Origin of the sequence: Micromonospora sp. NPDC049523, assembly GCF_040676775.1 — a bacterium.
In the GTDB taxonomy this organism is placed as follows: domain Bacteria; phylum Actinomycetota; class Actinomycetes; order Mycobacteriales; family Micromonosporaceae; genus Micromonospora_G.
On record NZ_JBFAPP010000034.1, the window covers coordinates 1 to 26154 of the forward strand.

Here is a 26154-nt window from a genome sequence, read left to right on the forward strand (position 1 = left end):
AAGTGATCTTGGCGATAACGATCCCTTTCGTCCCACCTCGGGTGCTCCGGCGGGGTGATGTGGGCGTACCAGCGGCCCGTCCCACCCCGACGCTCACCCGCACCGGTCCCAGCGCCGCCGATGGGGCCCGACTGGCATGCTTGCCGGGTGCAACCCGAGGAGCAGGTCGACCAGCCCGAGCGGCGTCCACCGCAGCAGGTACGCATCGTCCAGCTAACGGCGCCGGTGTTCCGTGCCCTGGCCGACGGCGACCTGGCGGCCGCGAACGCGGTGAGTCCGGTGCCCCTCTCGGCGTACTTCGCCGGCCCCGAGTGGCGGGGGACATGGCGGCGGCGCAGCAGGCAGGTCGAGGAGGATCCGGCCAGCGCGGCGTGGGTCACGGGTGTCATCTGGGATGAACGGCAGCGGGTGGCGGTCGGCCGGGCCGGTTACCACGGGCCTCCGGATCCGTCGGGGATGGTCGAGATCGGCTATGCGGTCGATCCGGCGTACCGTCGACGGGGATACGCCCGCGCCGCCCTGGAGTTCCTGCTCGACCGGGCCGCCCGTGAACCGCAGGTGCGCACGGTCCGGGTGACGATCAGCCCCGACAACGTCGCCTCTCGCACTCTGGCATCGCAGTACGGCTTCGCCGAGGTCGGCGAGCAGTGGGACGACGAGGACGGCCTGGAGGTCATCTACGAGGTCGACGCCGGGAGCCGTTGACCGTACGCGTTGCCGTCCGGCACGGACCATGCCGTGCGGGACGCCGTAGCGTCACACGGCGGCGGGCAGGTCGTAGCGGACCTCGGTCAGCTCCTCCGAGAGCGTCCACAGTCGCGCGGCCGTGGCCGGGTCTTCGGCGGACGCGACCGGTCGGACCGTCGTCGGATGTCCCTTGTACTCACCCTGCCCGTCGGGGCCGATGAACTGACCGCCCTCGGCGAGTGGATCGGTGGCCGCGTACAACTGCGGCAGCGCCCCCATCTCGACGTCCTGGGCGAGCAGCCGGTTACCCACGCTCGTCAGCAGCAGTTTCATCACGCCCGTCGGCCCGCTGCTCTGCAGGTTGGTAACGGCGTAACCGGGGTGGGCCAGCAGGCTGCGTACGGGACTGGCGGCTGCCCGCAGCCGCCGGTCGAGTTCCAGCCCGAACAGGACGTTGGCGAACTTGGACTGGCAGTAGAAGGCGGTCGGCGAGTACCTGCGGGCGCCGGTCAGGTCGTCGAAGTGGATGCGGCCGCGACGGTGCATGCCCGAGCTGACGGTGACCACCCGCGGGTCGTTGCCCCGCTGGAGGATGTCCAGCAGCAGGCCGGTGAGTGCGAAGTGGCCGAGGTGGTTGCCGGCGAACTGGATCTCGTGGCCCTGGGGGCTGAGCGCGCGCGGCGGCATCATCACGCCGGCGTTGTTGACCAGTACGTCCACCGGTAGCCCGTCGGCGTGGACCCGGTCGGCGAACGCCCGCACCGAGTCGAGATCGGCGAGGTCGAGGTGGCGCAGTTCCAGGCTGGCGTCCGGCTGCGCGGCGGTGAGATCGGCAACGGCCTGCCGGCCCTTGGTCTCGTTGCGCACGGCCATGACGACGTGGGCCCCGCGCAGGGCAAGCTGTCTGGAGGTGGCCAGACCGAGGCCACTGTTGGCACCGGTGACGATGAAGGTCCGCCCGGTCTGATCGGGAATACGACCAACAGTCCATTTGCTTTCGTCCATGCGATCCAGCATGACGTTCTCGGCGGCAGGTGTCCACCGGCCGGTGGACGTCCCCGCTGGCCCGCTGGCCCGCGGTGGAACCGGACCTACCGCGACACCGTGCTCAGGTCGCCTGTGCTCGGTGTGGGCGGCTTCAGAGTGTCTTGACGTAACGGCGAACCGGCACCGTGATCGTGCCGCCCGACACCTCGGCCGCATAGTCGAACGGGCCGTCGTCGACCCACCCGCACCGCTCGTAGAACCGCCGGGCCCGTGTGTTGCCGTCGACCACGGACAGCCAGGCCCGGCCCGCGCCGGAGCCGGCAACAAGTCGCTCGGCCTCGGCAAGCAGCAACGTGGCCACACCCGACCCGCGGTGGTCCGCCGATGCTACAAGCCACCCTCGACCCGGCAGCGATGCCGCTCCGCCCGCGGCTAGCGGGAGAACGAGCGGGCGATCACCATCCGCTGGATCTGGTTGGTCCCCTCGACGATCTGCAACACCTTCGCCTCGCGGAAGTACCGCTCGACCGGGTGGTCGGCGACGTAGCCGGCGCCGCCGAGCACCTGCACCGCGTCGGTGGTCACCCGCATCGCGGTGTCGGTGGCGAAGAGCTTGGCCTTGGCCGCCTCGATCCGGTACGGCCGCCCGGCGTCACGCAGCCGGGCCGCCGCCAGCGTCAACGCCCGCGCCGCGGCCACCTGGGTGGCCATGTCGGCGAGCAGGAACCCGAGCCCCTGGAAGTCGATGATCGAGCGGCCGAACTGCTGCCGCTCGCGGGCGTACGCGACGGCGTAGTCAAGCGCGCCCTGGGCAAGCCCCACCGCGCAGGCGGCGATACCGAGGCGTCCCGAGTCGAGCGCGGCCATGGCGATCCGGAAACCGTCACCCTCCTCCCCGATCAGCCGGTCGGCCGGCACCCGGGCGTCGTCGAAGACGATCTGGGCGACCGGTGAGGATCGCAGCCCCATCGTGCGTTCCGCGCGCTGCGGTTCGATCCCGGCGCCTCGGGCGGGGGCGAGCAGGCAGGAGATGCCGCCTGCGCCCGGCCCGCCGGTCCGGCAGAAGACGTTGTAGAAGTCGGCGGTCGCGGCGTGGGTGATCCACGCCTTGGTGCCGGTGACCCGGTAGCACTCGCCCTCGCGGACCGCCCGGGTGGTGAGCGAGGCGGCGTCCGAACCGCCCTGCGGCTCGGAGAGGCAGTACGCGCCGAGCAGTTCGCCGCCGAGCAGGTCCGGCAGGAGTTTGCGCTGCTGTTCGGTGCCGTGCGCGGCGGTCGGGTAGCAGGAGAGGGTGTGCACGCTGACCGCCTCGGCGACCGCGAGCCAGCGGCTGGCGAGAATCTCCAGTGCCTGCAGGTAGACCTCGTACGGCTGCTCGGATCCGCCGTACTCCTGCGGGTAGGGCAGGCCGAGCAGACCGCTGCGCCCGAGGGTGCGCAGCACCTCGCGAGGGAACTCGCCGCGGGCCTCGAAGTCGGCGGCGCGGGGGGCGAGTTCGCGGTCGGCCATCTCGGTGACGAGCGCGAGCAGCTCGTACGCCTCTTCGGTCGGGAGGATGCGGTCGACCGTCATAGCTGCACCAGCTCCGTCGGGATGGTGTTGAGTCGTTCGACGCCGTCCACGGTGCAGACGACGATGTCCTCGATCCGGGCGCCGTGCCGCCCGGCCCGGTAGATGCCCGGTTCGATGGAGAAGGCCATGCCTGGCTCCAGTGCCCGGCCGTTGCCGGTGACCAGGTAGGGGTCCTCGTGTCCGTCCAGGCCGATGCCGTGGCCGGTACGGTGCAGGAACTCCGGCCCGTACCCGGCGTCGGTGATCAGGTCACGGGCGGCGGCGTCGACCGCCTCGGCCGGTACGCCGGGGCGGACGGCCGCGACGGCGGCGCGCTGGGCGGCGTACAGCACCCGGTAGTAGTCGGCGAAGTCCGTCGGCGCGTCCCCGACGACGTAGGTCCGGGTCGCGTCGGAGCAGTAGCCGGTGGGCATCGTGCCGCCGATGTCGACCACCACCGGGTCGCCGGGGGCGATCCGGCGCTCGGAGGTGGCGTGGTGCGGGCTGGCGCCGTTCTCTCCGGCGGCGACGATGACGAAGTCCACGGTCGCGTGGCCGGCGGCCCGGATCGCGGCGGCGATGTCGGCGCCGACCTCGGCCTCGGTCCGCCCCGGCCGCAGCCACTCCCCCATCCGGGCGTGTACGGAGTCGATCGCCGCGCCGGCCTCGCGCAGCGCGGCCACCTCGGCCGGCGACTTGCGCAACCGCAGTTCGCGCAGTACCTCGCCGGCCAGCCGCTGGGTGCTGCCGGGCAGCGCGTCCCGCAGGGCCAGCACCTGCTCGGCCCACATCCGGTTACCCAGGCCCACGTTGCCGACCGGTCCGCCGAGCGCGGCCACGACCAGCGGGTACGGGTCGGTGCCGTCGGCGTGGTCGACGATGCGTACGCCGGTGCCGGGCGCCGGGGACGCCTCCGCCGCCGGTCGCTCCAGAGCCGGTACGACCAGCGTCGGCTCGCCGTGGGCGGGCAGCACCAGACAGGTGAGCCGCTCCTGCGCATGCGCGTGGTAACCGGTGAGGTAGCGCAGGTCGGAACCGGGGGTGATCAAAAGCGCGTCCAGGCCGGCCCGGGCGGTGGCCCGCTGGGCGGCGGCCAGCCGCTGCGGTGGGTAGAGGTCGTCTATGCGCACCCCACTAGCTTAACGGTCGTTCGGGTGAGGGGCGTCACCCAAGGGCTACATCCGGTGGATCGCCCCGGACACCGCCGCCGGGCGGTCGGCGTGGGTCCGGGCCGACCTCCGGCGCCGCATAGGCTCGCCACCATGACAATGGAATACGTACGGCTCGGTGGCACCGGCCTGCGGGTGTCGCGGGTCTGCCTGGGGATGATGAGCTACGGTTCGCCCACCTGGCGGGACTGGGTGCTCGACGAGAGCGACGCCGAACCGCTGGTCCGCCGCGCGGTCGAACTGGGCGTCACCTTCTTCGACACCGCCGACGTCTACTCCCTCGGCGCCAGCGAGGAGGTCACCGGCAAGCTGCTGCGTACGCTCTTCGACCGCCGCGACGACTACGTGCTGGCCACCAAGGTCTACAACCAGATGGGTGACGGGCCGAACGACCGGGGCCTGTCCCGCAAGCACATCCTCGCCTCGATCGACGACTCGCTGCGCCGGCTCGGCACCGACCACGTCGACCTCTACCAGACCCATCGGTGGGACTACGACACCCCGATCGAGGAGACCATGTCGGCGCTGCACGACGTGGTCCGCGCCGGCAAGGCCCGTTACCTCGGCGCGTCGAGCATGTACGCCTGGCAGTTCGCCAAGGCCCAGCACGTCGCCCGGGTCAACGGCTGGACCCCGTTCAGCTCCATGCAGCCGCACTACAACCTGGTCTACCGGGAGGAGGAGCGGGAAATGCTGCCGCTCTGCCTCGACCAGGGGATCGGGGTCATCCCGTGGAGCCCGCTGGCCCGCGGGGTGCTCGCCGGCACCCGGAGCCGGGGCGGGGAACGGCGTACCACCCGGGCCCACTCGGACACCTTCGCCGACTCGCTCTACGACGAGTCGGACTTCGCCGTGGTCGACGCGGTCGGCCGGGTCGCCGACCGGCGCGGTCTGCCACCCGCGCAGGTGGCCCTCGCCTGGCTGCTGCACCAGCCGGCGGTCACCGCCCCGATCGTCGGCGCGACCAAGCCCGGCCATATCGAGGACGCGGTCGCGGCGGTCGGGCTCCGCCTCGACGACGACGAGCGCGCCGCGCTGGAGGCGCCGTACCGGCCGCACCCGGTCCGAGGACATTCCTGAGCGTACGGCCCGTCGTGGCCCGTGCCGGGGCGTCGGCTCCGGCGCGGGCCGTGACTGTGCCAGGCTGTCGGGTGTGACCGACCGACGCCCCCTGCTCCTCGTCGACGCTCCCAGCCTCTACTTCCGGGCCTATTTCGGCATCCCGGAGTCCGCCGCGCGGGCTCCGGACGGCAGCCCGGTCAACGCCGTCCGGGGCTTCCTGGACATGATCGCCTCGCTGATCCGCAGCCGCCGGCCGGACCGGCTGGTCTGCGCGCTGGACTACGACTGGCGGCCGGCTTTCCGGGTGGCGCTGCTGCCGTCGTACAAGGCGCACCGGGTCGCGCCGGCCGGTGGCGAGGTGGTGCCGGACACCCTGGCCCCGCAGGTGCCGCTGCTGCTGGAGGTGTTGGCGGCGATCGGGATCCCGGCGATCGGCGCGGACGGGTACGAGGCGGACGACGTGCTCGGCACCCTGTCCGCCACCCAGCCCGGCCCGGTCGAGGTGGCCTCCGGTGACCGGGACCTGTTCCAGCTCATCGACGACAGCCGAGGCGTACGGCTGCTCTACTGCGGCCGGGGCGTGGCCAAGCTGGAGGACTGCGACGACGCGGCGGTACGCGCCAAGTACGGCGTCCCGGCCGCCGGGTACGCCGACTTCGCCGCGCTGCGCGGTGACCCGAGCGACGGCCTGCCCGGCGTCGCCGGGGTGGGAGAGAAGACCGCTGCCCGGCTCATCGACCGGTACGGCAGCCTGGACGGCATCCTCGCCGCGCTCGACGAGCCCGGATCCGGTTTCGCACCTGGGCTGCGTACGAAGCTCGTCGCCGCCCACGACTACCTCGCGGTCGCCCCACAGGTCGTACGCGTGGCGCTGGACGTGCCGCTGCCCGCCCTCGACACCCGGCTGCGGACAGTCCCGGCGGACCCGGAGCGGTTGTTCGCGCTGGCCGAGAAGTGGAACCTGGCCGGGTCCTGCCGGCGGTTGGTCGACGCGATGGCCGCGGATCGCTGAGCCCATCGCGGACCTGCCGCGATACCCGTCACCAGCGCGGAGCCGACGATGGCCAGCGGACTGCGTACGGTCACCGCGAGCCAGAGCACCACGGTGGCAGCGACCACGGCGATGACCACCGAGGCCCGGAGAGCTGATCGTCGATTCAGGCCGTCGCGTGGTACGCGAGAACTCCTCGGTTTATCGCCACCATCGCCTGCCGGGCCGTGGCCCGCAGGTCGGCGCTCGCGCCACTGGCGTTGGAGAGCTGGCCGAGCAGGTCGACCACCTGCCGGGTCCAGCGGACGAAATCACCGGCCGGCATGTCCCCGTCGAGATTGTGCCCGCTGCCCAGCACCTTGGTCAGCGCCTCGCCACGGGCCCACCGGTAGATCGGCCAGACGAACCCCAGGTCCGGCTCACGCGTCGACTCCAGCCCCTGGGCCGCCTCGTCGGCCTCCAACTGGGCCCAGAGCTGCAGGGTTGCCTCGACGGCGTCGGAAACCCCGCCACGGGGTACCGAGGCCCGCTCCTCGGCGTCACGCCGGGCCTCGAACACCACCACCGAGACCGCCGCCGCCAACTCGGCCGGGGCGAGCCCGTCCCAGACCCCCCGGCGCAGGCACTCGGCGACCAGCAGGTCCGCCTCGGTCCAGATCCGACCCAGCATCCGGCCCGCGTCGGTCACCTCGCCCTCCGGGGTGAGATATCCGCGCGAGGCGAGCAGCCCGCAGATCCGGTCGAACGTACGCGCCAACGAGCCGGTACGGCCCGCCACCCGCTCCCTCAGCTCGTCGGTGTCGCGCTCCAGCCGGCGGCGCCGCTCCGCCCAGCGGGCGTGCTCCTCCCGGTCGGCGCAGGCGTGGCACGGGTGCCGGCGCAGCTCGGCGCGCAACTGGGTGAGCCGGTCGTCCTCGCCGCTGCCCCGGCCCCGGCTGCCCCGGCGGGAGTGCCGGTCCAGACCCAGCCCGTTGAGTGCCGCCCCCAGGTCGCGGCGGGCGGCGGGCGAGCGGTGGTTGAAGTTCTTCGGCACCCTGATCCGGGCCAGCACCTCGGCCGGGGTGGTGAAGTCCGCCGGGGTGATCCGGCCGGCCCACCGGTCCTGGGTGAGCACCAGCGGTCGGGGCTCGCCGAACCCCGGCGCCCCCGGCTCCAGCACCACCGCGAGCCCGGCCCGGCGCCCGGACGGAACCCGGATCACGTCACCGACCCGCAGCCGCTCCAGGGCGGTGATCGCCGCGTTGCGCCGCTGGGTCTGACCCTGCCGGTTGAGCGCTCGTTCCCGCTCCCCGATCATCGACCGGAGCGCGAAATACTCGTCGAAGTTCCCGTGGTGGCACTCCGCCTCCACCCCGTACGCCTCGATCGTCTCGACGTTGCGCTGCACCTGCCGGGCCAGGCCGACCACCGACCGGTCCGCCTGGAACTGCGCGAACGAGGACTCCAGCAGCACCCGGGCGGATTCCGCACCCACGGAACCGACCAGGTTGACCGCCATGTTGTACGACGGACGGAAGCTCGACCGCAACGGATAGGTGCGGGTGGACGCCAGCCCGGCCACGTGCCGGGGATCCACCTCCGGCGACCAGACCACGACGGCGTGCCCCTCGACGTCGATGCCCCGCCGCCCGGCCCGCCCGGTGAGCTGGGTGTACTCCCCCGGCGTCAGGTCCACGTGGGCCTCGCCGTTGAACTTCACCAGCCGCTCCAGCACCACGCAGCGGGCCGGCATGTTGATGCCCAGTGCCAGGGTCTCGGTGGCGAAGACCGCCTTGACCAGGCCACGGACGAACAGCTCCTCGACCACCTCCTTGAAGGCGGGGAGCATGCCGGCATGGTGGCTGGCCAGCCCGCGCTCCAGCCCGTCGAGCCACTCCCAGTAGCCGAGCACCGCGAGATCCTCGGCGGCGAGGCTGGTGATCCGTGCTTCCACCACCCGGCGGATCTCGGTCCGCTCGTCCGGCGTGGTCAGGCGCAGGCCGGCGGCGAGGCACTGCTGTACGGCGGCGTCGCAACCGGCGCGGCTGAAGATGAACAGGATCGCCGGCAGCAGGTCCTCGCGTTCCAGCCGCTCGACGATCTCGTGCCGCAGCGGGCCGCGCCACCGTGGTCCCCGGCCACCGCTGCGCCCCCAGCCCGGCCCGTGCGTACGCCCGTCGCCGAGTTCCAACCGGCGCAGCATCTCGCGGGTGTACCGCAGCAGTTCCGGGTGTACGTCGTGCTTGCGGGCGGCGTCGGCGTCGTGGAACAGGTCGAAGTTGCGCCGACCGACCAGCATGTGCTGCCAGAGCGGTACGGGTCGGTGCTCGCTGACCACCACCTCGGTCTCGCCCCGTACGGTGACCAGCCAGTCCGCGAACTCCTCGGCATTGGAGACGGTGGCCGACAGCGACACCAGGGTCACCGACTCCGGCAGGTGGATGATCACCTCTTCCCACACCCCGCCCCGGAACCGGTCGGCGAGGTAGTGGACCTCGTCCATCACCACGTACGCCAGCCCGGCCAGGGTCGCGGAGCCGGCGTAGAGCATGTTGCGCAGGACCTCGGTGGTCATCACCACCACCGGGGCGTCGCCGTTGATCGCGTTGTCGCCGGTGAGCAGGCCGACCTGGTCGGCGCCGTACCGGTCGACCAGGTCGTGGTACTTCTGGTTCGACAGCGCCTTGATCGGCGTGGTGTAGAAGCACTTGCGCACCGGCGTCGGCTCGACCGGCAGCGGCGCACCGTCGGCCGCCGGCCGACCCCGCAGCGCCAGATGGACCGCGAACTCTCCGACCACGGTCTTGCCCGCGCCGGTCGGCGCACACACCAGCACCCCGCTGCCGCGCTCCAGCGCCTGGCACGCCTCACGCTGGAAGTCGTCGAGGTCGAACCCAAGATCGAGGGCGAACTCGTCCAACGCGGGAAACATGGTGACCTGCGCGGCCCGGCGGCGCGCCGCTGCGTACCGCTCGGCGGGGCTCGACATAGGGTCAAGATTAATGCGTGCCGGCACCACCCATGCGGTGAGGCCGTCGAGCAGACGGGTCTCACCCGGTCGGTAGGGTGCACGACGTGCCGGACCATGCCGAACCGCCCAACCCCCGTACGCCGAGCGGAGCCGCCAACACGCTCCCGGCACCGCCACGTCGGCCGGTCGACGCGGTGCTGTTCGACTTCCACGGCACACTCGCGCAGGTGGAGGACCCGGTCAGCTGGGTCGTCGCCGGGGCGGCCGAGTGCGGGACCGCACTGGACCGGGGCCGGGCGACGGTGCTCGCCGACCGGTTGATCACTGCCGGACGGGCTGGTGGACCCCTGCCGAACCGGGTACCGCCACAGTTGGCCGAGGTGTGGGCCAACCGTGATCTCTACGAGTACGCCCACCGGGCCGCGTACACGGGGCTCGCCAGCACCGTGAACACCGGCGTGGACGGGCTGGCCGAAGCGCTCTACGAGCGGCTGCTGCGACCGGAGGGCTGGGTGCCGTACACCGACACCGCGGCCACGCTCCAGGCCCTGCGGGCGGCCAAGGTGCCGGTGGCGGTGGTCAGCAACATCGGCTTCGACATCCGGCCGTTCTTCACCGCCTGGGGACTCGCCGACCTGATCGACACCTACGTGCTGTCGTACGAGGTGGGCCGCTGCAAGCCCGATCCGGACATCTTCCTGCGCGCCTGCGGCGCCCTTCGGGTAGACCCGGAGCGTGCGCTGATGGTCGGCGACAGCCCGGCGGACGCAGGCGCGGTCCGCGCCGGGTGCGCCGCGCTGCTGCTGCCGGCGGCCGAGGCCGGCCGACCGAACGGTCTGGGCGCGGTCCTCGACCTGGCGATCCGCGACGCCGGCAACGGCTGAGCATCGGTCGTCGAGGTCTGGGGCGAGGTGAGCCGGGCCGCTGCCGCCCTGCGTCGGATTCGCGTCGGTGCCGGCCCGCTCAGCGCAGCAGGCGGGCCGCGCCCGGCACCGCCTCCACCGTCACCGGCAGCGGGCCGATCCGCTCCCCGTCGGCGTAGCAGACGATGCCCTCGGCGTCGTGCAGTTGCACCGTCCGGGCCCGGTAGGCGTGCACCAGCGGATGTTCGACGTGGGTGCCCCGGTAGACCTGCGGTTTGATCCGCATCAGCGTGCCCCGACCGACCGCTCCGGCGACCACCACGTCGAGCAGCCCGTCGGTCGGGTCGGCGGCCGGGCAGATCCGCATCCCGCCGCCGTAACTCGCGCAGTTGCCGACCGCCACCAGCACAGCCTCGATTTCGTGTGCCACGCCGTCCAGGCGCAGGGTGTAGGACCGCGGCCGGAGCCGGGCGAGTTCGACCAGGATGGCCAGGTCGTAGCGGCGTGGGCCGCGCGGCCAGCGCATCCGGTTGGCCCGCTCGTTCACGATCGCGTCGAAGCCGGCGCCGAGCACCGCGCCGTACCAGCGCGGTGGTGTGTCCGCCCCGGTGATCCGGGCCAGGTCGACCGGGCGGGCCCGGCCGGCGCGCAACGCGTCGGTGATCACGTCGGTGGCGGCGATCGGGTCGGCCGGGAAGCCGGTTTCCAGGGCGAAGTCGTTGCCGGTCCCGACCGGCACCGGCCCGAACCCGACCGGTGTGCCGGCTACCGCCTGCAGGGCCAGGTGCACCGTGCCGTCGCCGCCCACCGCGACGAGCGCGGCGACGCCGTCGGCGACCGCGGCGTGGCAACCGGCCTGGGCCTGTGCGGCCGTACGGGCATCGAGTACGCGTACCGGCCGCCCGGTCGAACCCAGCCGTTCCAGTACGGCGGGCAGCAGGTCCCCGTGCCGGCCCCGGCCGGCGGTCGGATTGGCGAGCACGGCCACCGGTCCGTCCCCGATCGGAACGGTGGCGGAACCGATCGGATCACGATGCTCGGGTGCGCTCACGGCGAGCACGGTACCGCCCGGCGCCGAGGATGCCGATCCCTCGTTCGCCGGGCGGTGATCGAGCCTCAGGTCGTCCGTCCTGTGACCGGTCAGGTCATGTCGTCGTAGCGGCTGTCGATCGGCTTCGGAGGCGCCACCGGTGTCACCGTCTCGACCCGTGCCCCGGCCTCGACCGGCTCCGGCTCGTGCGTCAACGGGGAAACCTCGTCGTCGTCGAGCCCGGCGTAGACCTCCTTGCCCCGCCCGCGTCGCTTGTCGTTGATGAACGCGACCCCGACCGCGGCGAAGTAGAGCGCGGAGAGGCAGATCGCCAACGCGGTCATGCCGAACGGGTCCGGGGTCGGGGTGACCACCGCGGAGAAGGCGAAGAACAGGAAGATGACGACCCGCCACCAGCTCAGCAACCGCTTGGCGCTGGCAATGCCCACGAAGTTGAGCATGAGGATCACCAGCGGGAACTCGAACGCCACCCCGAACATCAGGATCATGCTGGTGACGAACGAGATGTAGCGGGTGACCTCCAGTTGGGTGTCGAGTCCGGTGACCCCGGACTCGAGCAGGAACTGGAGTCCCTTGTGCACCACGAAGTAGGCCAGGAACGCGCCACCGGCGAACAGCGGCGCCGCCAGACCGGTGAACGCGTACGCGTAGCGGCGCTCGTGCCGGTGCAGGCCGGGTGCGATGAACGCCCAGAGCTGGTAAAGCCAGACCGGCGCGGCGACGACCAGACCCACCCACAGTGCGATCTTCAGGCGGAGCAGGAAGCCGTCGGCCGGACCGAGCTGTGTCATCTGACAACTGCCGTCGGGCTCTGTCATCCCCGGCAGGTCGCAGTAGGGCGCCTTGAGCAGTTCGAAGACCGCGTCGGCCAACCACATACCGACGGCGAACCCGATCACGATCGCCAGCGACGCCCGGAACAGCCGCGTACGAAGGTCACGGACATGCTCGATCAGGGTCATCGAGCCGTCGGCGGCCCGCTCGAACTGGCTCGGTCCACGCTTACGAAGTGCGAAGGCCACGATGCTCGGGCCTCCGGGTCAGTTGTCGCGGACGCGCTGCACCGGGTCGGTGACCGGCGGCGCGGGCGGCTGGTAACCCGGTTGGTGCACGCTGCTCGGCTGGATCACCGGGTCCGGCGTGTACGGCTGCCGGCTGTGCTGCGCGTCGGCCTTCTCCGCGAGGTCCTTGTCATCGTCGGTGAGGCTCTTGGTCTCGGCCTTGATGATCCGCAGCGAACGGCCCAGCGAGCGGGCCGCGTCCGGGAGCCGCTTCGCGCCGAAGAGCAGGATCAGCACGACCACAAGTACGGCGATATGCCACGGCTTGAGGGCACCCATGGGAAGCTCCAGTCGGTCTTCGTGGAATTGCGAGTGTCGGGGCCTATCGTACGTGTGTTACCGGCCCGTGCCACCCGACGGGATGATGCCAGTTGCATCCGGTCGGTGAAGTCTTGACCAACGCAGGCGCCCCGTCAACCCGTACAACGGGCTCTTCCTGCCCGAACGCTCCGGTCGGGGACCGGAGCGGAGCACGGAGCCGATCACTCCCCGTGTTTGGCCTTGATCAAAATGAGACGTTGCTGGGTGACCTCCGCCTGCCGTTGCAGGACGACCAACCGCTCCTGGAGCGTCTCGGCGCGCGAGGCGAGTGCCTCGGCCTGCCCCTGCCGCTGCAGCAGGGCGAGCGCCGCCCGCTCCAGTCGGGGCAGCCGCGCCAGCACCGGCCGGGCGGCCAGTACGAGCACGAGCAGAGCGAACAGCACCACCGCGAGGACGATCCAGGTCACCACGTCGGTCAGCCTAGTGCCCGGCGACGGCGGGCGCCGGAACGGCGTACGCGTCCAGCGCGGCGGCGGCCGAGTCGCGTACCTGTTCGACCAGGTCGATCGGGGACACCACGGTCACCTCCGGGCCGAGTCCGAGAACGAACCGGCGAGCCCAGTCCAGGTCGGTCACCCGCAGCGAGACCAGCCACTGCTCACCGTCGCCCGGTTCGATCTGCTCGCACGGGTAGTACTCGGTGATCCACCGGCCGCCTCGGCCCACCCGCAGGGTGACCAGGGGCAGTTCGGGCGAGGGCTGGAAGACACCGGCGCTGAAGTCGTGCAACCGGGTGGCCTGCGGCGGCACCACGGCGGGTTCGTCCAGCTCGGTCTGCGCGTCGATCCGGTCGGCCCGGAACAGCCGTACCGCCTCGGCCCGCCGGCACCACGCCTCCAGGTACGCCCGGCCGCCGACCATCAGCACCCGGATCGGGTCGATGGTCCGTTCGGTGGTCTCGTCGCGGGCCGCGGTGTAGTAGGTGATCCGCAGCGCCCGCCCACGCCGGACCGCACCGTGCAGCGCCTCGGCCTGATCGCCGTCACCGGCCATCCGGACCTCCACCGGCGCGTCGGCGAGGTCCCCGGCGGCATCCTCGATCTTCGCCAGGGCCCGCTCGATCGCGTCGCGGTTCGCGATCCCCGGCGTCTCCACCAGCATCCGCAGGGCCACCACCAGCGCCAGCGCCTCGTCCGGGGTGAGCCGCAGCGGGCGGTCGATGCCGGCGTCGTAGGTGATGGTGACCCGGTCACCGTCGAAGGCCATGTCGATCAGGTCACCGGGACCGTAACCCGGCAGCCCGCAGACCCAGAGCAGTTCCAGGTCCTCGCGCAGCTGCCGCTCGCTGACGCCGAGGTCGCCGGCCGCCTCGGCCAACTCGATCCCCGGCCGTGCCAACAGGTACGGCACCAGGTTGAGCAGCCGGGCGAGCCGGTCGGCCGAAGCCCGCGAACCACTCATTGCGTCACTCCGTCGCGTACTCATGCGGTGCTCCCGCCCACCATCACGTCGTGCTGGGCGGCGATCTCCTTGAGTCGCTGGATGACCGCGTCCCGGACCTCCGGCGGGTCGAGCACCCGGACGTCGGGACCGTAGCCCACCAGCGTGCCGGCGAGCGCCTCCGGGTCCGCGTACGGCAGCACCAGCCGGTCGCCGTCCGGACCGGAAACGATCTCCTTCGCCCAGCGCCGCAGTCCAGCGGCCCGACCGGGACGGGCCAGTACGGTCGCCCGGCCGGTCCGCTCGACCGGGCCGAACCAGCGAGCGACGTGGCTGATCAGGTCGACGCCCTCCGGCGGGGCGTAGCCGCCCGCACGGCCGACCATCCGGACCGTCCCGACGACCCGGGAGAGCCGGAAGCACCGGGTTGCCGCCCGGTCGAGGTCGTGGCCGACCACGTACCAGCGGCCCCGCCAGCACACCACGCCCCACGGTTGCAGCCGCCGACCGGTCGGCACGTCGTCGTCGGGCACCCGGTAGTCGAAGGTGACCGCCCGACGATCCCGGGCGGCGGCGGTCAGCGGCGCGAAGGCCGGGTCGACGGTGACCACCGGTTCCATGCCGAGGGTCGCCTGCGGGTCGACGTCGATGCCGGCGGCCCGGAGCTTGGCGAGGCCGGAGGAGGCGGCGGCGGCCAGGCCGGCGTGCTGCCAGAGCCGGGCGGCGATCCCCACCGCGGCGGCCTCGTCCGGTTCGAGCGGAATCTCGGGCAGGGCGTACTCACGGTGCGCGATCCGGTAGCCGGGTTCGGTGTCGAACACGCTGGCCGTGCCGGTCTCCAGCGGTACGCCGAGTTCACGCAGTTCCGCCTTGTCGCGTTCGAACTTGCGTTGGAACGCCTCATGATCGCGCGGATCGTCCGGATCGTGCTCGTAACCGGGCACGGTCGCGGCGATCTGCGCGGCGGTCAGGAACCGCCGCGTGGACAGCAGACATATCACCAGGTTGACCAGGCGTTCGGTGCGGCTCCGCGACACGCCTGAGACGCTAGCAGTGTTGGCCCGCCGCGTACGCACCCACACGGGTGCGGGCAGCAATCCGATCCATCGGTTATGTCGTCCACGAGGACCATAGGCTGCCTTCATGGCGAGATCGCCGGAGGGTGCGCAGAGTGTCGGCACGGTGATCATCGCCGGTGCGGCCAACCTGGCGATTGCCGCGGCGAAGGTGGTGGCTGGCCTGCTCAGCGGCTCGGCCGCGGTGCTGTCGGAGGCCGCGCACTCGTTCGCCGACACCACCACCGAGGTCCTGCTCTTCGTCGCGCTGCGCCGGGGCGCCCGGCCCGCCGACGAGGAGCGGCCGTTCGGACACGGGCGGGAGAGCTACGCCTGGGCGTTCCTGGCCGCGGTCTTCACCTTCGTCGGCGGCGGCGTCTTCTCTATCACCCAGGGGGTGCACGCCATCATGATCGACCAGCGCCAGGACGACAACCTCATCTCGTACACGGTGCTGGCGATCTCGGCCGTCGCCGAGGGAATCTCCTGGCGACGGGCGAGCCGGCAGATCAAGGGCCGGGCGCGAAGGTTCTCGATCAGCCCCTGGCTGGTGGTGCGCCGTACCCCGGACACCACGGTCAAGGCGGTCTTCTTCGAGGACAGCGCGGCGCTGATCGGGCTCGTGCTGGCGGGGGCCGGCGTCGGTCTGTCGCAGATCACCGACGACGGATTCTGGGACGGACTGGCCTCGATCATGATCGGCCTGCTGCTCCTGGTGGTGGCCGTGACGCTGGCCCACAGCAATCTCTCCCTGCTGCTCGGCCGCGCGGCCGGGCCGGCAACCCGGCGGGAGATCTACGAGGAACTGGTAGGGGTGCCGACGGTCGTACGGATCAACACCCTGCTGACCCTGCAACTCGGCCCGGACGAGATCCTCGTCGCCGCGAAGGTCGACTTCGCCGACGACGCCACCGGCGCCGCGATCGAGGCCGCCGCGGACGAGGCCGAGCGGCGGTTGATCACCCGGAATCCCGCCGTACGGTTCGTCTTCCTCGACCCGACCGGCTCCAAGGCGCCGGACCGCCCCGACACCGGACCGGGCTGACCCGCCCCCGCCGCCCCGGCGGCCACCGACCCGGCTACCGTGCCGGACATGGTGCGATGGCGGTCCGGCACGGTGACGGCGGTACGACGGCAGTGGCGCGGCGCGATCGAACTCGAGGTGACGCTGCCCGACGGTGCGGCTGTCCGGGCGCTGGCCTATCCCGCGCTGGTCGGCACCCCGGAACCCGGCGACCGGGTGCTGCTCAACGTCGGCGCGCTGTTGATGGGGCTGGGCACCGGCGGGTACGCCCTCGTGGTCGCGCTCCCCGACCGGCTGCCCGCCGATCCGCCGGATGCGTTGGACAACCGCGACGGTGGACACTTGGTGAAGGCGCGCTACACCCCGCTGCAACCGATCCTGCTCGGCGCGGACGAGGAGGCCTCACCGCACCGGGCCGCCCTGGTCGACGCCGACGACCTCGCCGGCCTGCCGGTGGTCACCGCCGACCTGCACTCCGCCCTGCCGGCGATCGTGGCCGGCATCCGGGCCGACGCGTCCCGGGTGCGGATCGCCTACCTGATGACCGACGGCGGGGCGCTGCCGGCGTGGTTCTCCCGTACCCTGGCCGCTCTCGACGGTGAACTCGCCGGCACGGTGACCGTCGGACAGGCGTTCGGCGGTGACCTGGAGGCCACCAACCTGCACGGCGGGCTGCTCGCCGCCCGGCACGTGCTCCACGCGGACATCGCGATCGTGGCCCAGGGCCCGGGCAACCTCGGCACCGGGACCCGCTGGGGTTTCTCCGGGGTCGCCGTCGGTGAGGCCGTCAACGCGGTCACCGCGCTGGGCGGACGGCCGGTCGGCTCGCTGCGCATCTCCGGCGCCGACGCCCGGGACCGGCACCGTGGCGTGTCCCACCACAGTCTCACCGCGTACGGGCGGGTGGCGCTCACGCCCGCGGACCTGGTGGTGCCGAACGGCCTGGAGCCGGCACTGGCCGCCGAGGTGGAGGAGTCGCTGGCCCCGCTGACGCGGCGGCACCGGGTGATCCGGGTCGACACCGACGGGCTGGACGCCGCACTGCGGGCGGCCCCGGTCACGCTGTCGACCATGGGCCGGGGACTGGACGCCGACCACGCCTACTTCCTCGCCGCGGCGGCGGCCGGCCGGCACGCGGTCACCCTCGTCGGGTGAGCCTGTACCAGCCGACCTAGCTGAACACCACGACCGAGATCCAACCGGCGACGAGCAGCACCAGCGCCGTCACCAGCACCCAGGTCGGTACGGTGTACTCGCCCCGCCGGTTGCGCGCGATCTCTTCGACGATCTTCTCGCGGCGCCGGTTGACCCACCCCTGGCGCACCTGGTCGACGTTGCGCTCGGGCGGCTCTTCGGCGGAAGGGTCAGGAGGTGTCATAACACCCCCGAGACTACCCGGAGCCGGCGTCGCCGCGTACGCCGGCTCCGGCCCCGCTCACATGCTCGCGATCAACCGCTCCACCCGCTCGTCGTACGCCCGGAACGGGTCCTTGCACAGCACGGTGCGCTGCGCCTGGTCGTTGAGCTTCAGGTGTACCCAGTCGACGGTGAAGTCCCGGCGCTTCTCCTGCGCGTGCCGGATGAACTCGCCGCGCAGCCGCGCCCGGGTGGTCTGCGGAGGCGTCTCCTTGGCTTCGAAGATCTCCGGGTCGGTGGCGATCCGGTCCACCTGGCCGCGCCGCTCCAGCAGCCCGTAGAGGCCGCGGCCCCGGCGGACGTCGTGGTAGGCCAGGTCCATCTGGGCGATCCGGGGGTGGGACAGCGGCAGGTCGTGCTTGGCCTGGTAGCGCTCGATCAGCTTCAGCTTGCTGACCCAGTCGATCTCCCGCGAGACCGGTTCGAGGTCGCCGCTCTCCACCGCGTTCAGCACCCGGCCCCAGAGTTCCACGACCCGCTTCGCGGTCTGGTCGCCGCCTCGACGCTCGACGAACTCGGTCGCCTTGGCCAGGTACTCCTGCTGGATCTCCAGCGCGCTGACCTCCTTGTTGGAGGCCAACCTGACCTTGCGCCGGCCGGTGATGTCGTGCGACACCTCGCGGATCGCCCGGATCGGGTTCTCCAGCGACAGGTCCCGCATCACCACCCCGGCCTCGATCATCCGCAGCACGATGTCCGCGGTGCCGACCTTGAGCAGGGTGGTGACCTCGTTCATGTTGGAGTCGCCGACGATCACGTGCAGCCGGCGGTAGCGTTCGGCGTCGGCGTGCGGCTCGTCCCGGGTGTTGATGATCGGCCGGCTCCGGGTGGTCGCCGACGAGACACCCTCCCAGATGTGCTCCGCCCGCTGGGAGAGGCAGTACACCGCGCCACGCGGGGTCTGCAGCACCTTGCCAGCGCCGCAGATCAACTGCCGGGTCACCAGGAACGGGATCAGTACGTCGGCCAGGCGGCCGAACTCCCCGTGCCGGGAGACCAGGTAGTTCTCGTGGCAGCCGTACGAGTTGCCGGCCGAGTCGGTGTTGTTCTTGAACAGGTAGATCTCACCGGCGATGCCCTCGTCGTGCAGCCGTTTCTCGGCGTCGACGAGCAACCCCTCGAGGATCCGCTCGCCGGCCCGATCGTGCGCGACCAGGTCGGTGACCGAGTCGCACTCCGGCGTCGCGTACTCCGGATGGGACCCGACGTCGAGGTAGAGCCGGGCTCCGTTGCGCAGGAAGACATTGCTGGATCGTCCCCAGGACACCACCCGACGGAAGAGGTAGCGCGCGACCTCGTCCGGGGAGAGTCGCCGCTGACCGCGGTAGGTGCAGGTGACGCCGTACTCGGTCTCGAGACCGAAGATTCGCCGCTCCATGAACAGACACTAGCCGCCCGGAGGCGCGGAATGGTCGCCCTCGGGTCGCACATTCCGCGCGTCGGCGCCGAAACTCCCCGCGGAACGGCTGATGCGGGTACGTCAGCGGAGCAGATTGAGCAGGTATTCGCCGTACCCGCTCTTGAGTAGTGGCAGGGCCAGCGTGCGGAGCTGATCGTCGTCGATCAGGCCGGCCCGCCAGGCGACCTCCTCCACACAGCCGATCTTCATGCCCTGGCGTTCCTCGATCACCCGGACGAACTCGGCCGCCTGCATCATCGAGGTGAAGGTGCCGGTGTCGAGCCAGGCGGTCCCCCGGTCGAGCACCGTCACACTCAGCTCCCCGAGCTCGCGGTACGCCTCGTTGACCGCGGTGATCTCCAACTCGCCGCGGTCGCTGGGACGCAGGTCGCGGGCGATCTTGACCACCCGGTTGTCGTAGAAGTAGAGGCCGGGCACGGCGTAACGGGACTTCGGGGTGGCCGGCTTCTCCTCGATCGAGAGCACCTGCCCGTGCTCGTCGAAGTCGACCACGCCGTATTCCTCCGGGTTGGCCACCTGGTAGGCGAAGACCCGCCCGCCGACCAGGTCGTTCTGCTCGGCGAGCTGCCGACCGAGACCGACGCCGTGGAAGATGTTGTCGCCGAGGACCAGCGCCACCGATTCGTCGCCGATGAAGTCGGCGCCGAGGACGAACGCCTGCGCGATGCCCTCCGGTCGGGGTTGGGCGCGGTACTCCAGCCGCAGGCCGAACTGGCTCCCGTCACCCAGCAGACGTCGGAACTGGTCCTGGTCGTCGGGCGTGGTGATGACCAGGATCTCCCGGATGCCGGACATCACCAGCGTGGAGAGCGGGTAGTAGATCATCGGCTTGTCGAAGACCGGCATCAGCTGCTTCGACACCGCCTTGGTCAGCGGCCAGAGTCGGGAGCCGGTGCCACCGGCGAGCAGGATTCCACGCACTCGGGGAGAGTACCGACTTTCGGTGATGGCGGCGCGCCCACGTGCCGGCTTGTTCCGCCCACTCGTCGCGTAGACTCACCAACCCGTACGGATCCCCCGTCGACGGGCCGGATCCCAGGGGTTCGGCCGGCGAAGCGAGGCGGGGAATGACCGACAAGAACGGCAACTGGCTGGTCACCGGCGCTGGCGGCATGCTCGGCCAAGACCTGGTGACGGTCCTCGGTGCCGATCCCGCCCGGCGGTTCACCGCAGCCACCAGGGCAGAGCTGGACCTTACCGACCCGGAAGCAGTGCGGGCCGCGGTGACCGGGCACGACGTAGTGATCAACGCCGCCGCCTGGACCGACGTCGACGGCGCCGAGACCCGGGAGGACGAGGCCACCGCCGTCAACGGGGCGGGCGTCGAGAACCTGGCCCGGGCCTGCGCGCAGGCCGGCGTACGGCTGCTGCACGTCTCGACCGACTACGTGTTCCCCGGCGACGCCAGCCAGCCCTACCAGGAGGACGCCCCCACCGCCCCGATCAACGCGTACGGGCGCAGCAAGCTCGTCGGCGAGCGGGCCGTGACCCGGCTGCTCCCGGAAACCGGCTACGTGGTCCGTACCGCCTGGCTCTACGGCACCCACGGCCGGAACTTCGTCAACACCATGTTGCGGCTCGCCACCGAGCGCGAACAGCTCACCGTGGTCGACGACCAGCTCGGCCAGCCGACCTGGTCCTACGCGCTGGCGTCCCGGCTGGTCGAGCTGGGTGACGCCGCCCGCGCCGGTGCCGCGCCGGCCGGGATCTACCACGGCACCGCGTCCGGCCAGACCACCTGGTTCGGCCTGGCCCGCGCGGTGTTCGCGCTGAGCGGCCTCGACCCGGACCGGGTCCGGCCCACCACCAGCGAGAACTACCCCCTGCCGGCGCCCCGCCCGGCCTACAGCGTGCTGGGACACGATCGGTGGCGGTCGGCGGGCCTGGCGCCCATGCCAGACTGGCACGAGATGCTCGGTGGGGCGCTCGCCGACCGGGGCCTCGTCCCGGCCACCTGATCGATCCCCACCGCTTGATCCATCCTGCGCAACCTGATCCGTCCCGCGCAATTCATCGCGCAGCCTGATTCCATCCCGCACTGCCGAGCGAAATCCGACCCCGGGAGACCACGCCGACATGCACGACCCGAACGCCGGTTCCTTCGTCGAACACTCCCGCCTCCCGCGGGTCAGCGCGATCGTGCTCGCCTGGAAGGCCGAGCCACTGCTTCGCCGCTCCGTGGAGACGTTGCTGGCCTCGGCGAAGGTGGAGGTCGAGGTGGTTCTCGTCGACAACGGCTGCACCACCGACGATGTCGAGGTGCTGGCGAAGCTGCCCGGCGTGGTAGTGGTCGGCGAGGGTGAGAACATCGGCTTCTCCGCCGGCTGCAACCTGGGCGTGACGGCCGCCAGCGGAGACTACGTCGCCCTGGTCAACGGGGACGCGATCGTCGAGCCGAACACCCTGGCCCGGCTGGTCGAGGTGGTGGACCAGTCGGACGTGGGCATCGCCGCCGGGGCGATACGCCTGGCCGACGAGCCCGACCTGCTCAACTCCTCCGGCAACGAGGTGCACGTGCTCGGGGTGAGCTGGATCGGTGGCTTCCGGGAGCGGGAAACCCGGTCCGAACCGACCGAGACCGCCGGGGCGATGGGCGCCTGCCTGGTGACCTCACGCAGCCACTGGGACCGGCTGGGTGGCTTCGACCCGCACTACTTCGCGTACCACGAGGACGCCGACCTCTCCATCCGTACCTGGCGGGTGGGTCTGCGGGTCCTCAACGTGCCGGACGCGGTCGCCCTGCACCGCTACGAGTTCAGCCGCAACAGCTTCAAGTACTACCTGGTCGAGCGGAACCGCCTGATGTTCGTGTCCACCCTCTGGGGTCGCCGCTCGCTGCTGCTGCTCGCGCCGCCGCTGCTCGCCCTGGAGTTGGTCATGCTGCTGCTCGCGCTGAAGGAGGGCTGGTTCCGGGACAAGCTGCGCGGCTACGGCTGGCTCTGGCGGCACCGGCGGCACCTGGGCGAACGCCGCCGGCAGTTGCAGACCGAGCGGACCGTGCCGGACCGGGTCTGGATGCGGGTGCTGACCGACCGGTTCAACACTCCGCTGATCAGCCCGCCCGGGGTGGGCGTGCTGAACGTGGTGATGTCGGCGTACTGGCGGGTGGTTCGACGCTGGGTCTGACACCACCCGCCCCGCCGGACACCGGGTCAGCCCTCTGGCTGCTCGGTGTCCTTCGTTTCCAGGTCGGCCGAGGCTGCCGACACGGCGGGCTTGTCCGGGCCGGTGGCCGGAGTCGCCGGGCCGGCCGGGGTGGGCTCGGGGGCCTCCGAGCCCTTCGGCTCCGCCTCCCCGTCGAGCAGGCTGGTCAGGGCCGCCCCGGTGATCCGGCGGAAGGTACGCCCGATCCGGTTGCGGTCCAGCACCGCGACCTCGAGCTGGTTCGCCGCGATCGTCCTGGCCGCACCGTTCTCGCCGCCGACACTGCGCAGGGCCTGCACCGCAAGCCGTACGGCCTCGCTGAGCGACATGTCGTTGCGGTGGTTGTCGCGCAGCGCGGCGGTGATCGCCTCGCTCTGCCCACCCATCGCCATCCGGCCCGGCTCGTCGTTGACCGAGCCGTCGTAGGTGAGCCGGTAGATCTCGTCGTCGCCCGGGGTGACCCCGACCTCGGCGACACAGATCTCCACCTCGAACGGCTTGGACTGCTCCGTGAAGATCGCGCCCAACGTCTGTGCGTACGCGTTGGCCAGGGCCCGACCGGTCACGTCCCGCCGGTCGTAGCTGAGCCCGTTCAGGTCGGCCATCCGTACGCCCGCGCGCCGGAGGTTCTCGAACTCGTTGTAGCGGCCGACGGCGGCGAAGCCGATCCGGTCGTAGATCTCACTGACCTTGTGCAGGGCGCTGGAAAGATTCTCCGCGACGAAGAGAATCCCACCCTCGTAGCTGAGTACCACCGCGCTACGACCCCGGGCGATGCCCTTGCGGGCCAGCTCGGAGCGATCGCGCATGATCTGCTCTGGCGAGGCGTAGAACTGCATGGCCACGGCGGCGGTTCTCCTTACAAGCTGGTCTGGCGAGGTAACGAGCTGACGGCGTACGGCTTGGTCGGTGGTCGGCCTCAGCCGCCGGGGTTCTCCATCCGGGCCGCGACGACCGCTTCGGCGACCGCCGCGGTCTCGGCCTCGGTGAGCCGGTTGGTCCCCTCGGCCGTCGCGGTCATCACCACCGGGTAGATCCGGCGGGTGAGGTCGGGGCCGCCGGTGGCGGTGTCGTCGTCGGCCGCGTCGTACAGCGCCTCGACGGCGAGCCGGACCACCTCGTCGGTGCTCAGACCGGGCCGGTAGCGCTTCTTCAGCGCGGAACGGGCGAACAGCGATCCGGACCCGATGGCGTCGTAGCCGGTCTCCTCGTAGGGGCCGCCCGCGACGTCGAAGCTGAAGATCCGGCCGGCCTTGGCCGGGTCCGCGACGGCGAGGTCGAAGCCGGCGAAGAGCGGGATCACGGCCAGCCCCTGCATCGCGGCACCGAGGTTGCCGCGGATCATCGAGGCGAGCCGGTTGGCCTTGCCGTCGAGGGAGAGGACCGCGCCTTCGATCTTCTCGTAGTGCTCGAGTTCGACCTGGAACAGTCGCATCATCTCGATGCCGATGCCGGCGGTGCCGGCGATGCCCACCAGCGAGTGCCGGTCCGCCGGGTGGACCTTCTGGATGTCCCGGCTGGAGATCATGTTACCCATGGTGGCCCGGCGGTCACCGGCCATCACGACGCCGGTGGCGCTGGTGATGGCCACGATGGTGGTCGCGTGCGGCGCTATGTCGGCGGCCAGCCCCGGCGGCAGCGGCCGACGGCCCGGCAGCAGCTCGGGTGCCACCTTGCTCAGGAACTGTGTGAAGGAGGACGTCCCCGCGTTGGTGAACACATCTGGTAGCCGCCCGGATGGATCAAAACCCGCTGCCACGTGGTTCCTCTCAGTACGTGATCGCCAATGCCCAACGCCCTGCGCCGCCGCCGAACCGGCCACGACCACCGTTGCGGTTGAAGCAGACTATCGTCTGCCTCCGGCGCGCGCGATGATCGCGGTACCGGCGTGGTGCGACGTACGCGGGCGGCTTACCGGAGCCCGACCGGAGGCTACTCGCCACCCTTTTGGACATAACCCCGGACGAACTCTTCCGCGTTCTCCTCGAGTACGGAGTCGATCTCGTCGAGCAGGTCGTCGACGTCCTCGGTGATCTCGGCATGCCGCTCCGCGACCTCGGGATTCGCCTCGGTGGTGACGTCCTCGACCTCTTCGTCGCGGCGCGCCTTGCCGGACTGGGACTGACCGCCGGTGTCACGGGTAGCCATCTGGTGCCTCCTCCACGATCGCTTGCAAGAAACTTACCTCGGAAGAGCGACAGTACGGGGCGACGACCGCGACCTTTACCGCTCGCCTGCCCGATTCGCGTCCGGCGCCACGGGCACGACGGAGGCCGCTTCCACCGAGGGCGGTCGGCGATCGGGCCCGGGCCGGGTGGACGACGTGCACGGCGACCGGCAGGCGACCTCGGTCCGGTGCCGCCGGGTCGCCCGACGGGCATCCGCTCAGTTGCCGGTGATGGTCTCCAACAGGTCCTTGGCGCTCGCGCAGCGGTCGAACAACGCCCCCACGTGCTTGCGGGTGCCCCGCTCCGGCTCCATCATCGGCACCCGGACCAGCGACTCCCGGCCGACGTCGAAGATGACCGAATCCCAGCTCGCCGCGACCACCTCGGAGGCGTACTGGGCCAGGCAGCGGCCACGGAAGTAGGCGCGGGTGTCCTCGGGCGGCTCGACCATCGCCCGGCGGGTCTGCTCGTCGGGCAGCAGCGTGGCCATCGAGCCCCGGGCCACCAGCCGGTGGTAGAGGCCCTTCTCCGGACGTACGTCGGAGTACTGCAGGTCGACCAGTTGCAGCTTGTGCGAGGCCCAGCCGAGCTTCTCCCGCTCCCGGTAGCCCTCCAGCAACCGCAGCTTCGCCACCCAGTCCAGCTCACCGGCGCAGAGCATCGGGTCGCGGCCGAGGCGGTCCAGCACACCCTCCCAACGTTCCAGCACGTCCAGGGTCTGCTCGTCGGCGTCGGCGCCGTACCGGTCCTCGACGAACGCGCGCGCCCGCTCGTAGTACGCCCACTGCAGGTCGAGCGCGGTGAGCCGGCGGCCGTCGCGCAGTCGCATCAGATGCGACAGCGACGGGTCGTGACTGACCGAGCGCAACTCCGCCACCGGATCGGCGATGCCGAGGTCGGGGCTGAGCGCCTTCTCCTCGATCATGGTCAGGACCAGGGCGGTCGTACCGACCTTGAGGTACGTCGAGATCTCGGAGAGGTTGGCGTCGCCGATGATCACGTGCAGCCGGCGGTATTTGTCGGCATCCGCGTGCGGCTCGTCGCGAGTGTTGATGATGGGCCGCTTCAGCGTGGTCTCCAGGCCGACCTCGACCTCGAAGAAGTCCGCACGTTGGGAGATCTGGAAGCCCGGCTGCGAACCGTCCTGACCGACACCGACCCGGCCCGCCCCGCAGAAGATCTGCCGGGTCACGAAAAACGGGGTGAGGTACGTGACGATGTCGGCGAACGGGGTCTGCCGGCGCATCAGGTAGTTCTCGTGCGCGCCGTAGCTGGCGCCCTTGTTGTCGGTGTTGTTCTTGTAGAGATGGATCGGGTGGGTGCCGGGAATCGTCTCGGCCCGCCGGGCCGCCTCGGCCATCACCCGCTCCCCCGCCTTGTCCCAGCGGACCAGGTCCATCGGGTTGGTCACCTCGGGAGTCGAGTACTCCGGGTGGGCGTGGTCGACGTAGAGCCGGGCACCGTTGGTCAGTATCACGTTGGCCAGGCCCAGGTCCTCGTCGGCGAGTGCCTCAGCCGGGTCGTAGGCCGCACCGGAGTAGGTGAAACCGCGCGCGTCGCGCAGCGGTGACTCCTCCTCGTAGTCCCACCGAGCACGACCGCCACGGGTCAGCTCGGGACGTGCGCCGTAGGCGTTGACCACCTGTGACGAGGTGACCATCGGATTGGCCCCGGCCTGCCCGGGAACCGAGATACCGTATTCAACCTCGGCGCCCATGATCCGCCGTACGCTCATGCCGCTGCCCCACTTTCCTCTTCCATGAGGCGAGCGTAGTCCGCTTTCAGGCTCATCCGTTCGCCCGATGTGACGACACGGCCGCGGAATGCACCTATTGGCCGGTGTCACCCCGTTGC

The 26154-nt window shown here is 71.3% G+C and carries 26 protein-coding genes; 8 read left to right on the forward strand and 18 right to left on the reverse strand.

Annotation, left to right across the window (positions count from 1 at the left end; genetic code table 11):
* Positions 1-147 precede the first annotated feature (147 nt).
* Positions 148-705: a GNAT family N-acetyltransferase gene (locus AB0J90_RS33030; RefSeq protein WP_363602746.1), complete on the forward strand. Its 558-nt coding sequence runs from the start codon at positions 148-150 to the stop codon at positions 703-705.
* Positions 706-756: 51 nt separating this feature from the next.
* On the opposite strand, the gene AB0J90_RS33035 is transcribed toward AB0J90_RS33030, so the two are convergent.
* From AB0J90_RS33035 to AB0J90_RS33050, 4 genes are all read right to left on the reverse strand, one after another.
* Positions 757-1692: an oxidoreductase gene (locus AB0J90_RS33035; protein ID WP_363602748.1), complete on the reverse strand. Its 936-nt coding sequence runs from the start codon at positions 1690-1692 to the stop codon at positions 757-759.
* Between the two features lie 133 nt (positions 1693-1825).
* Complete coding sequence (locus tag AB0J90_RS33040) at positions 1826-2086, reverse strand: GNAT family N-acetyltransferase (protein ID WP_363602834.1); 261 nt, start codon at positions 2084-2086, stop codon at positions 1826-1828.
* Between the two features lie 20 nt (positions 2087-2106).
* Positions 2107-3246 carry an acyl-CoA dehydrogenase family protein gene (locus tag AB0J90_RS33045; RefSeq protein ID WP_363602753.1) on the reverse strand — a complete coding sequence of 380 codons (1140 nt, stop codon included), beginning with the start codon at positions 3244-3246 and terminating at the stop codon, positions 2107-2109.
* Positions 3243-4355 (reverse strand): Xaa-Pro peptidase family protein, encoded by a 1113-nt coding sequence (locus AB0J90_RS33050; RefSeq protein WP_363602756.1) that lies wholly within the window; start codon positions 4353-4355, stop codon positions 3243-3245. The genes AB0J90_RS33045 and AB0J90_RS33050 overlap by 4 nt, the downstream gene beginning before the upstream one ends.
* A gap of 138 nt (positions 4356-4493) precedes the next feature.
* On the opposite strand from AB0J90_RS33050, the gene AB0J90_RS33055 reads away from it, so the two are divergent.
* Entirely contained in the window at positions 4494-5474 is a 981-nt protein-coding gene (locus AB0J90_RS33055; RefSeq protein WP_363602836.1) for an aldo/keto reductase, read from the forward strand.
* 73 nt (positions 5475-5547) lie between these two features.
* Positions 5548-6468, forward strand: a complete 921-nt coding sequence (locus tag AB0J90_RS33060) for a 5'-3' exonuclease (protein WP_363602760.1) — start codon at positions 5548-5550, stop codon at positions 6466-6468.
* 145 nt (positions 6469-6613) lie between these two features.
* Here AB0J90_RS33060 and AB0J90_RS33065 read toward each other — a convergent pair whose 3' ends face one another.
* A complete protein-coding gene (locus tag AB0J90_RS33065) occupies positions 6614-9415 on the reverse strand; it encodes a DEAD/DEAH box helicase (protein WP_363602762.1) in 2802 nt (933 codons plus the stop codon).
* 86 nt (positions 9416-9501) lie between these two features.
* Here AB0J90_RS33065 and AB0J90_RS33070 point away from each other — a divergent pair, with 86 nt between their 5' ends.
* Positions 9502-10281 carry an HAD-IA family hydrolase gene (locus tag AB0J90_RS33070; RefSeq protein WP_363602764.1) on the forward strand — a complete coding sequence of 260 codons (780 nt, stop codon included), beginning with the start codon at positions 9502-9504 and terminating at the stop codon, positions 10279-10281.
* Between the two features lie 79 nt (positions 10282-10360).
* Here the strand turns inward: AB0J90_RS33070 and AB0J90_RS33075 are convergent, their stop codons facing one another.
* The 6 genes from AB0J90_RS33075 to AB0J90_RS33100 form a co-directional block, all read right to left on the reverse strand.
* On the reverse strand, positions 10361-11284 hold the full coding sequence (locus AB0J90_RS33075) for a diacylglycerol kinase family protein (protein ID WP_363602838.1): 924 nt from the start codon (positions 11282-11284) through the stop codon (positions 10361-10363).
* Between the two features lie 116 nt (positions 11285-11400).
* Positions 11401-12333 carry a twin-arginine translocase subunit TatC gene (tatC, locus tag AB0J90_RS33080; protein ID WP_363602766.1) on the reverse strand — a complete coding sequence of 311 codons (933 nt, stop codon included), beginning with the start codon at positions 12331-12333 and terminating at the stop codon, positions 11401-11403.
* Between the two features lie 18 nt (positions 12334-12351).
* Complete coding sequence (tatA, locus tag AB0J90_RS33085; RefSeq protein ID WP_326558564.1) at positions 12352-12651, reverse strand: Sec-independent protein translocase subunit TatA; 300 nt, start codon at positions 12649-12651, stop codon at positions 12352-12354.
* Between the two features lie 203 nt (positions 12652-12854).
* Positions 12855-13103 carry a hypothetical protein gene (locus AB0J90_RS33090; protein ID WP_363602768.1) on the reverse strand — a complete coding sequence of 83 codons (249 nt, stop codon included), beginning with the start codon at positions 13101-13103 and terminating at the stop codon, positions 12855-12857.
* A 10-nt stretch (positions 13104-13113) separates the two neighbouring features.
* A complete protein-coding gene (locus AB0J90_RS33095; RefSeq protein WP_363602770.1) occupies positions 13114-14094 on the reverse strand; it encodes a YafY family protein in 981 nt (326 codons plus the stop codon).
* 20 nt (positions 14095-14114) lie between these two features.
* Positions 14115-15110: a WYL domain-containing protein gene (locus AB0J90_RS33100; protein ID WP_363602772.1), complete on the reverse strand. Its 996-nt coding sequence runs from the start codon at positions 15108-15110 to the stop codon at positions 14115-14117.
* Positions 15111-15216: 106 nt separating this feature from the next.
* On the opposite strand from AB0J90_RS33100, the gene AB0J90_RS33105 reads away from it, so the two are divergent.
* Positions 15217-16173, forward strand: coding sequence for a cation diffusion facilitator family transporter (locus AB0J90_RS33105; RefSeq protein ID WP_363602774.1), 957 nt, complete (start codon positions 15217-15219; stop codon positions 16171-16173).
* 48 nt (positions 16174-16221) lie between these two features.
* A complete protein-coding gene (locus tag AB0J90_RS33110; RefSeq protein ID WP_363602776.1) occupies positions 16222-17307 on the forward strand; it encodes a DUF3866 family protein in 1086 nt (361 codons plus the stop codon).
* A gap of 16 nt (positions 17308-17323) precedes the next feature.
* Here AB0J90_RS33110 and AB0J90_RS33115 read toward each other — a convergent pair whose 3' ends face one another.
* From AB0J90_RS33115 to rfbA, 3 genes are all read right to left on the reverse strand, one after another.
* Positions 17324-17530, reverse strand: coding sequence for a hypothetical protein (locus AB0J90_RS33115; RefSeq protein ID WP_363602778.1), 207 nt, complete (start codon positions 17528-17530; stop codon positions 17324-17326).
* Positions 17531-17587: 57 nt separating this feature from the next.
* On the reverse strand, positions 17588-18946 hold the full coding sequence (pafA, locus tag AB0J90_RS33120; protein WP_326558571.1) for a Pup--protein ligase: 1359 nt from the start codon (positions 18944-18946) through the stop codon (positions 17588-17590).
* A gap of 102 nt (positions 18947-19048) precedes the next feature.
* Positions 19049-19909 (reverse strand): glucose-1-phosphate thymidylyltransferase RfbA, encoded by an 861-nt coding sequence (gene rfbA / locus AB0J90_RS33125; protein ID WP_363602780.1) that lies wholly within the window; start codon positions 19907-19909, stop codon positions 19049-19051.
* Positions 19910-20055: 146 nt separating this feature from the next.
* Here rfbA and rfbD point away from each other — a divergent pair, with 146 nt between their 5' ends.
* Together rfbD and AB0J90_RS33135 are read left to right on the forward strand one after the other, a co-directional pair.
* On the forward strand, positions 20056-20946 hold the full coding sequence (rfbD, locus tag AB0J90_RS33130; protein WP_363602782.1) for a dTDP-4-dehydrorhamnose reductase: 891 nt from the start codon (positions 20056-20058) through the stop codon (positions 20944-20946).
* A gap of 118 nt (positions 20947-21064) precedes the next feature.
* A complete protein-coding gene (locus tag AB0J90_RS33135) occupies positions 21065-22114 on the forward strand; it encodes a glycosyltransferase family 2 protein (protein ID WP_363602784.1) in 1050 nt (349 codons plus the stop codon).
* Positions 22115-22140: 26 nt separating this feature from the next.
* Here AB0J90_RS33135 and prcA read toward each other — a convergent pair whose 3' ends face one another.
* The 4 genes from prcA to dop all read right to left on the reverse strand — a co-directional run bounded on the left by prcA (position 22141) and on the right by dop (position 26035).
* Complete coding sequence (prcA, locus tag AB0J90_RS33140) at positions 22141-22977, reverse strand: proteasome subunit alpha (RefSeq protein WP_363602786.1); 837 nt, start codon at positions 22975-22977, stop codon at positions 22141-22143.
* A 74-nt stretch (positions 22978-23051) separates the two neighbouring features.
* A complete protein-coding gene (gene prcB / locus AB0J90_RS33145; protein WP_363602788.1) occupies positions 23052-23891 on the reverse strand; it encodes a proteasome subunit beta in 840 nt (279 codons plus the stop codon).
* 173 nt (positions 23892-24064) lie between these two features.
* Positions 24065-24280: a ubiquitin-like protein Pup gene (locus AB0J90_RS33150; RefSeq protein ID WP_326558577.1), complete on the reverse strand. Its 216-nt coding sequence runs from the start codon at positions 24278-24280 to the stop codon at positions 24065-24067.
* A gap of 237 nt (positions 24281-24517) precedes the next feature.
* Positions 24518-26035 (reverse strand): depupylase/deamidase Dop, encoded by a 1518-nt coding sequence (gene dop, locus AB0J90_RS33155; protein WP_363602790.1) that lies wholly within the window; start codon positions 26033-26035, stop codon positions 24518-24520.
* Positions 26036-26154 lie beyond the last annotated feature (119 nt).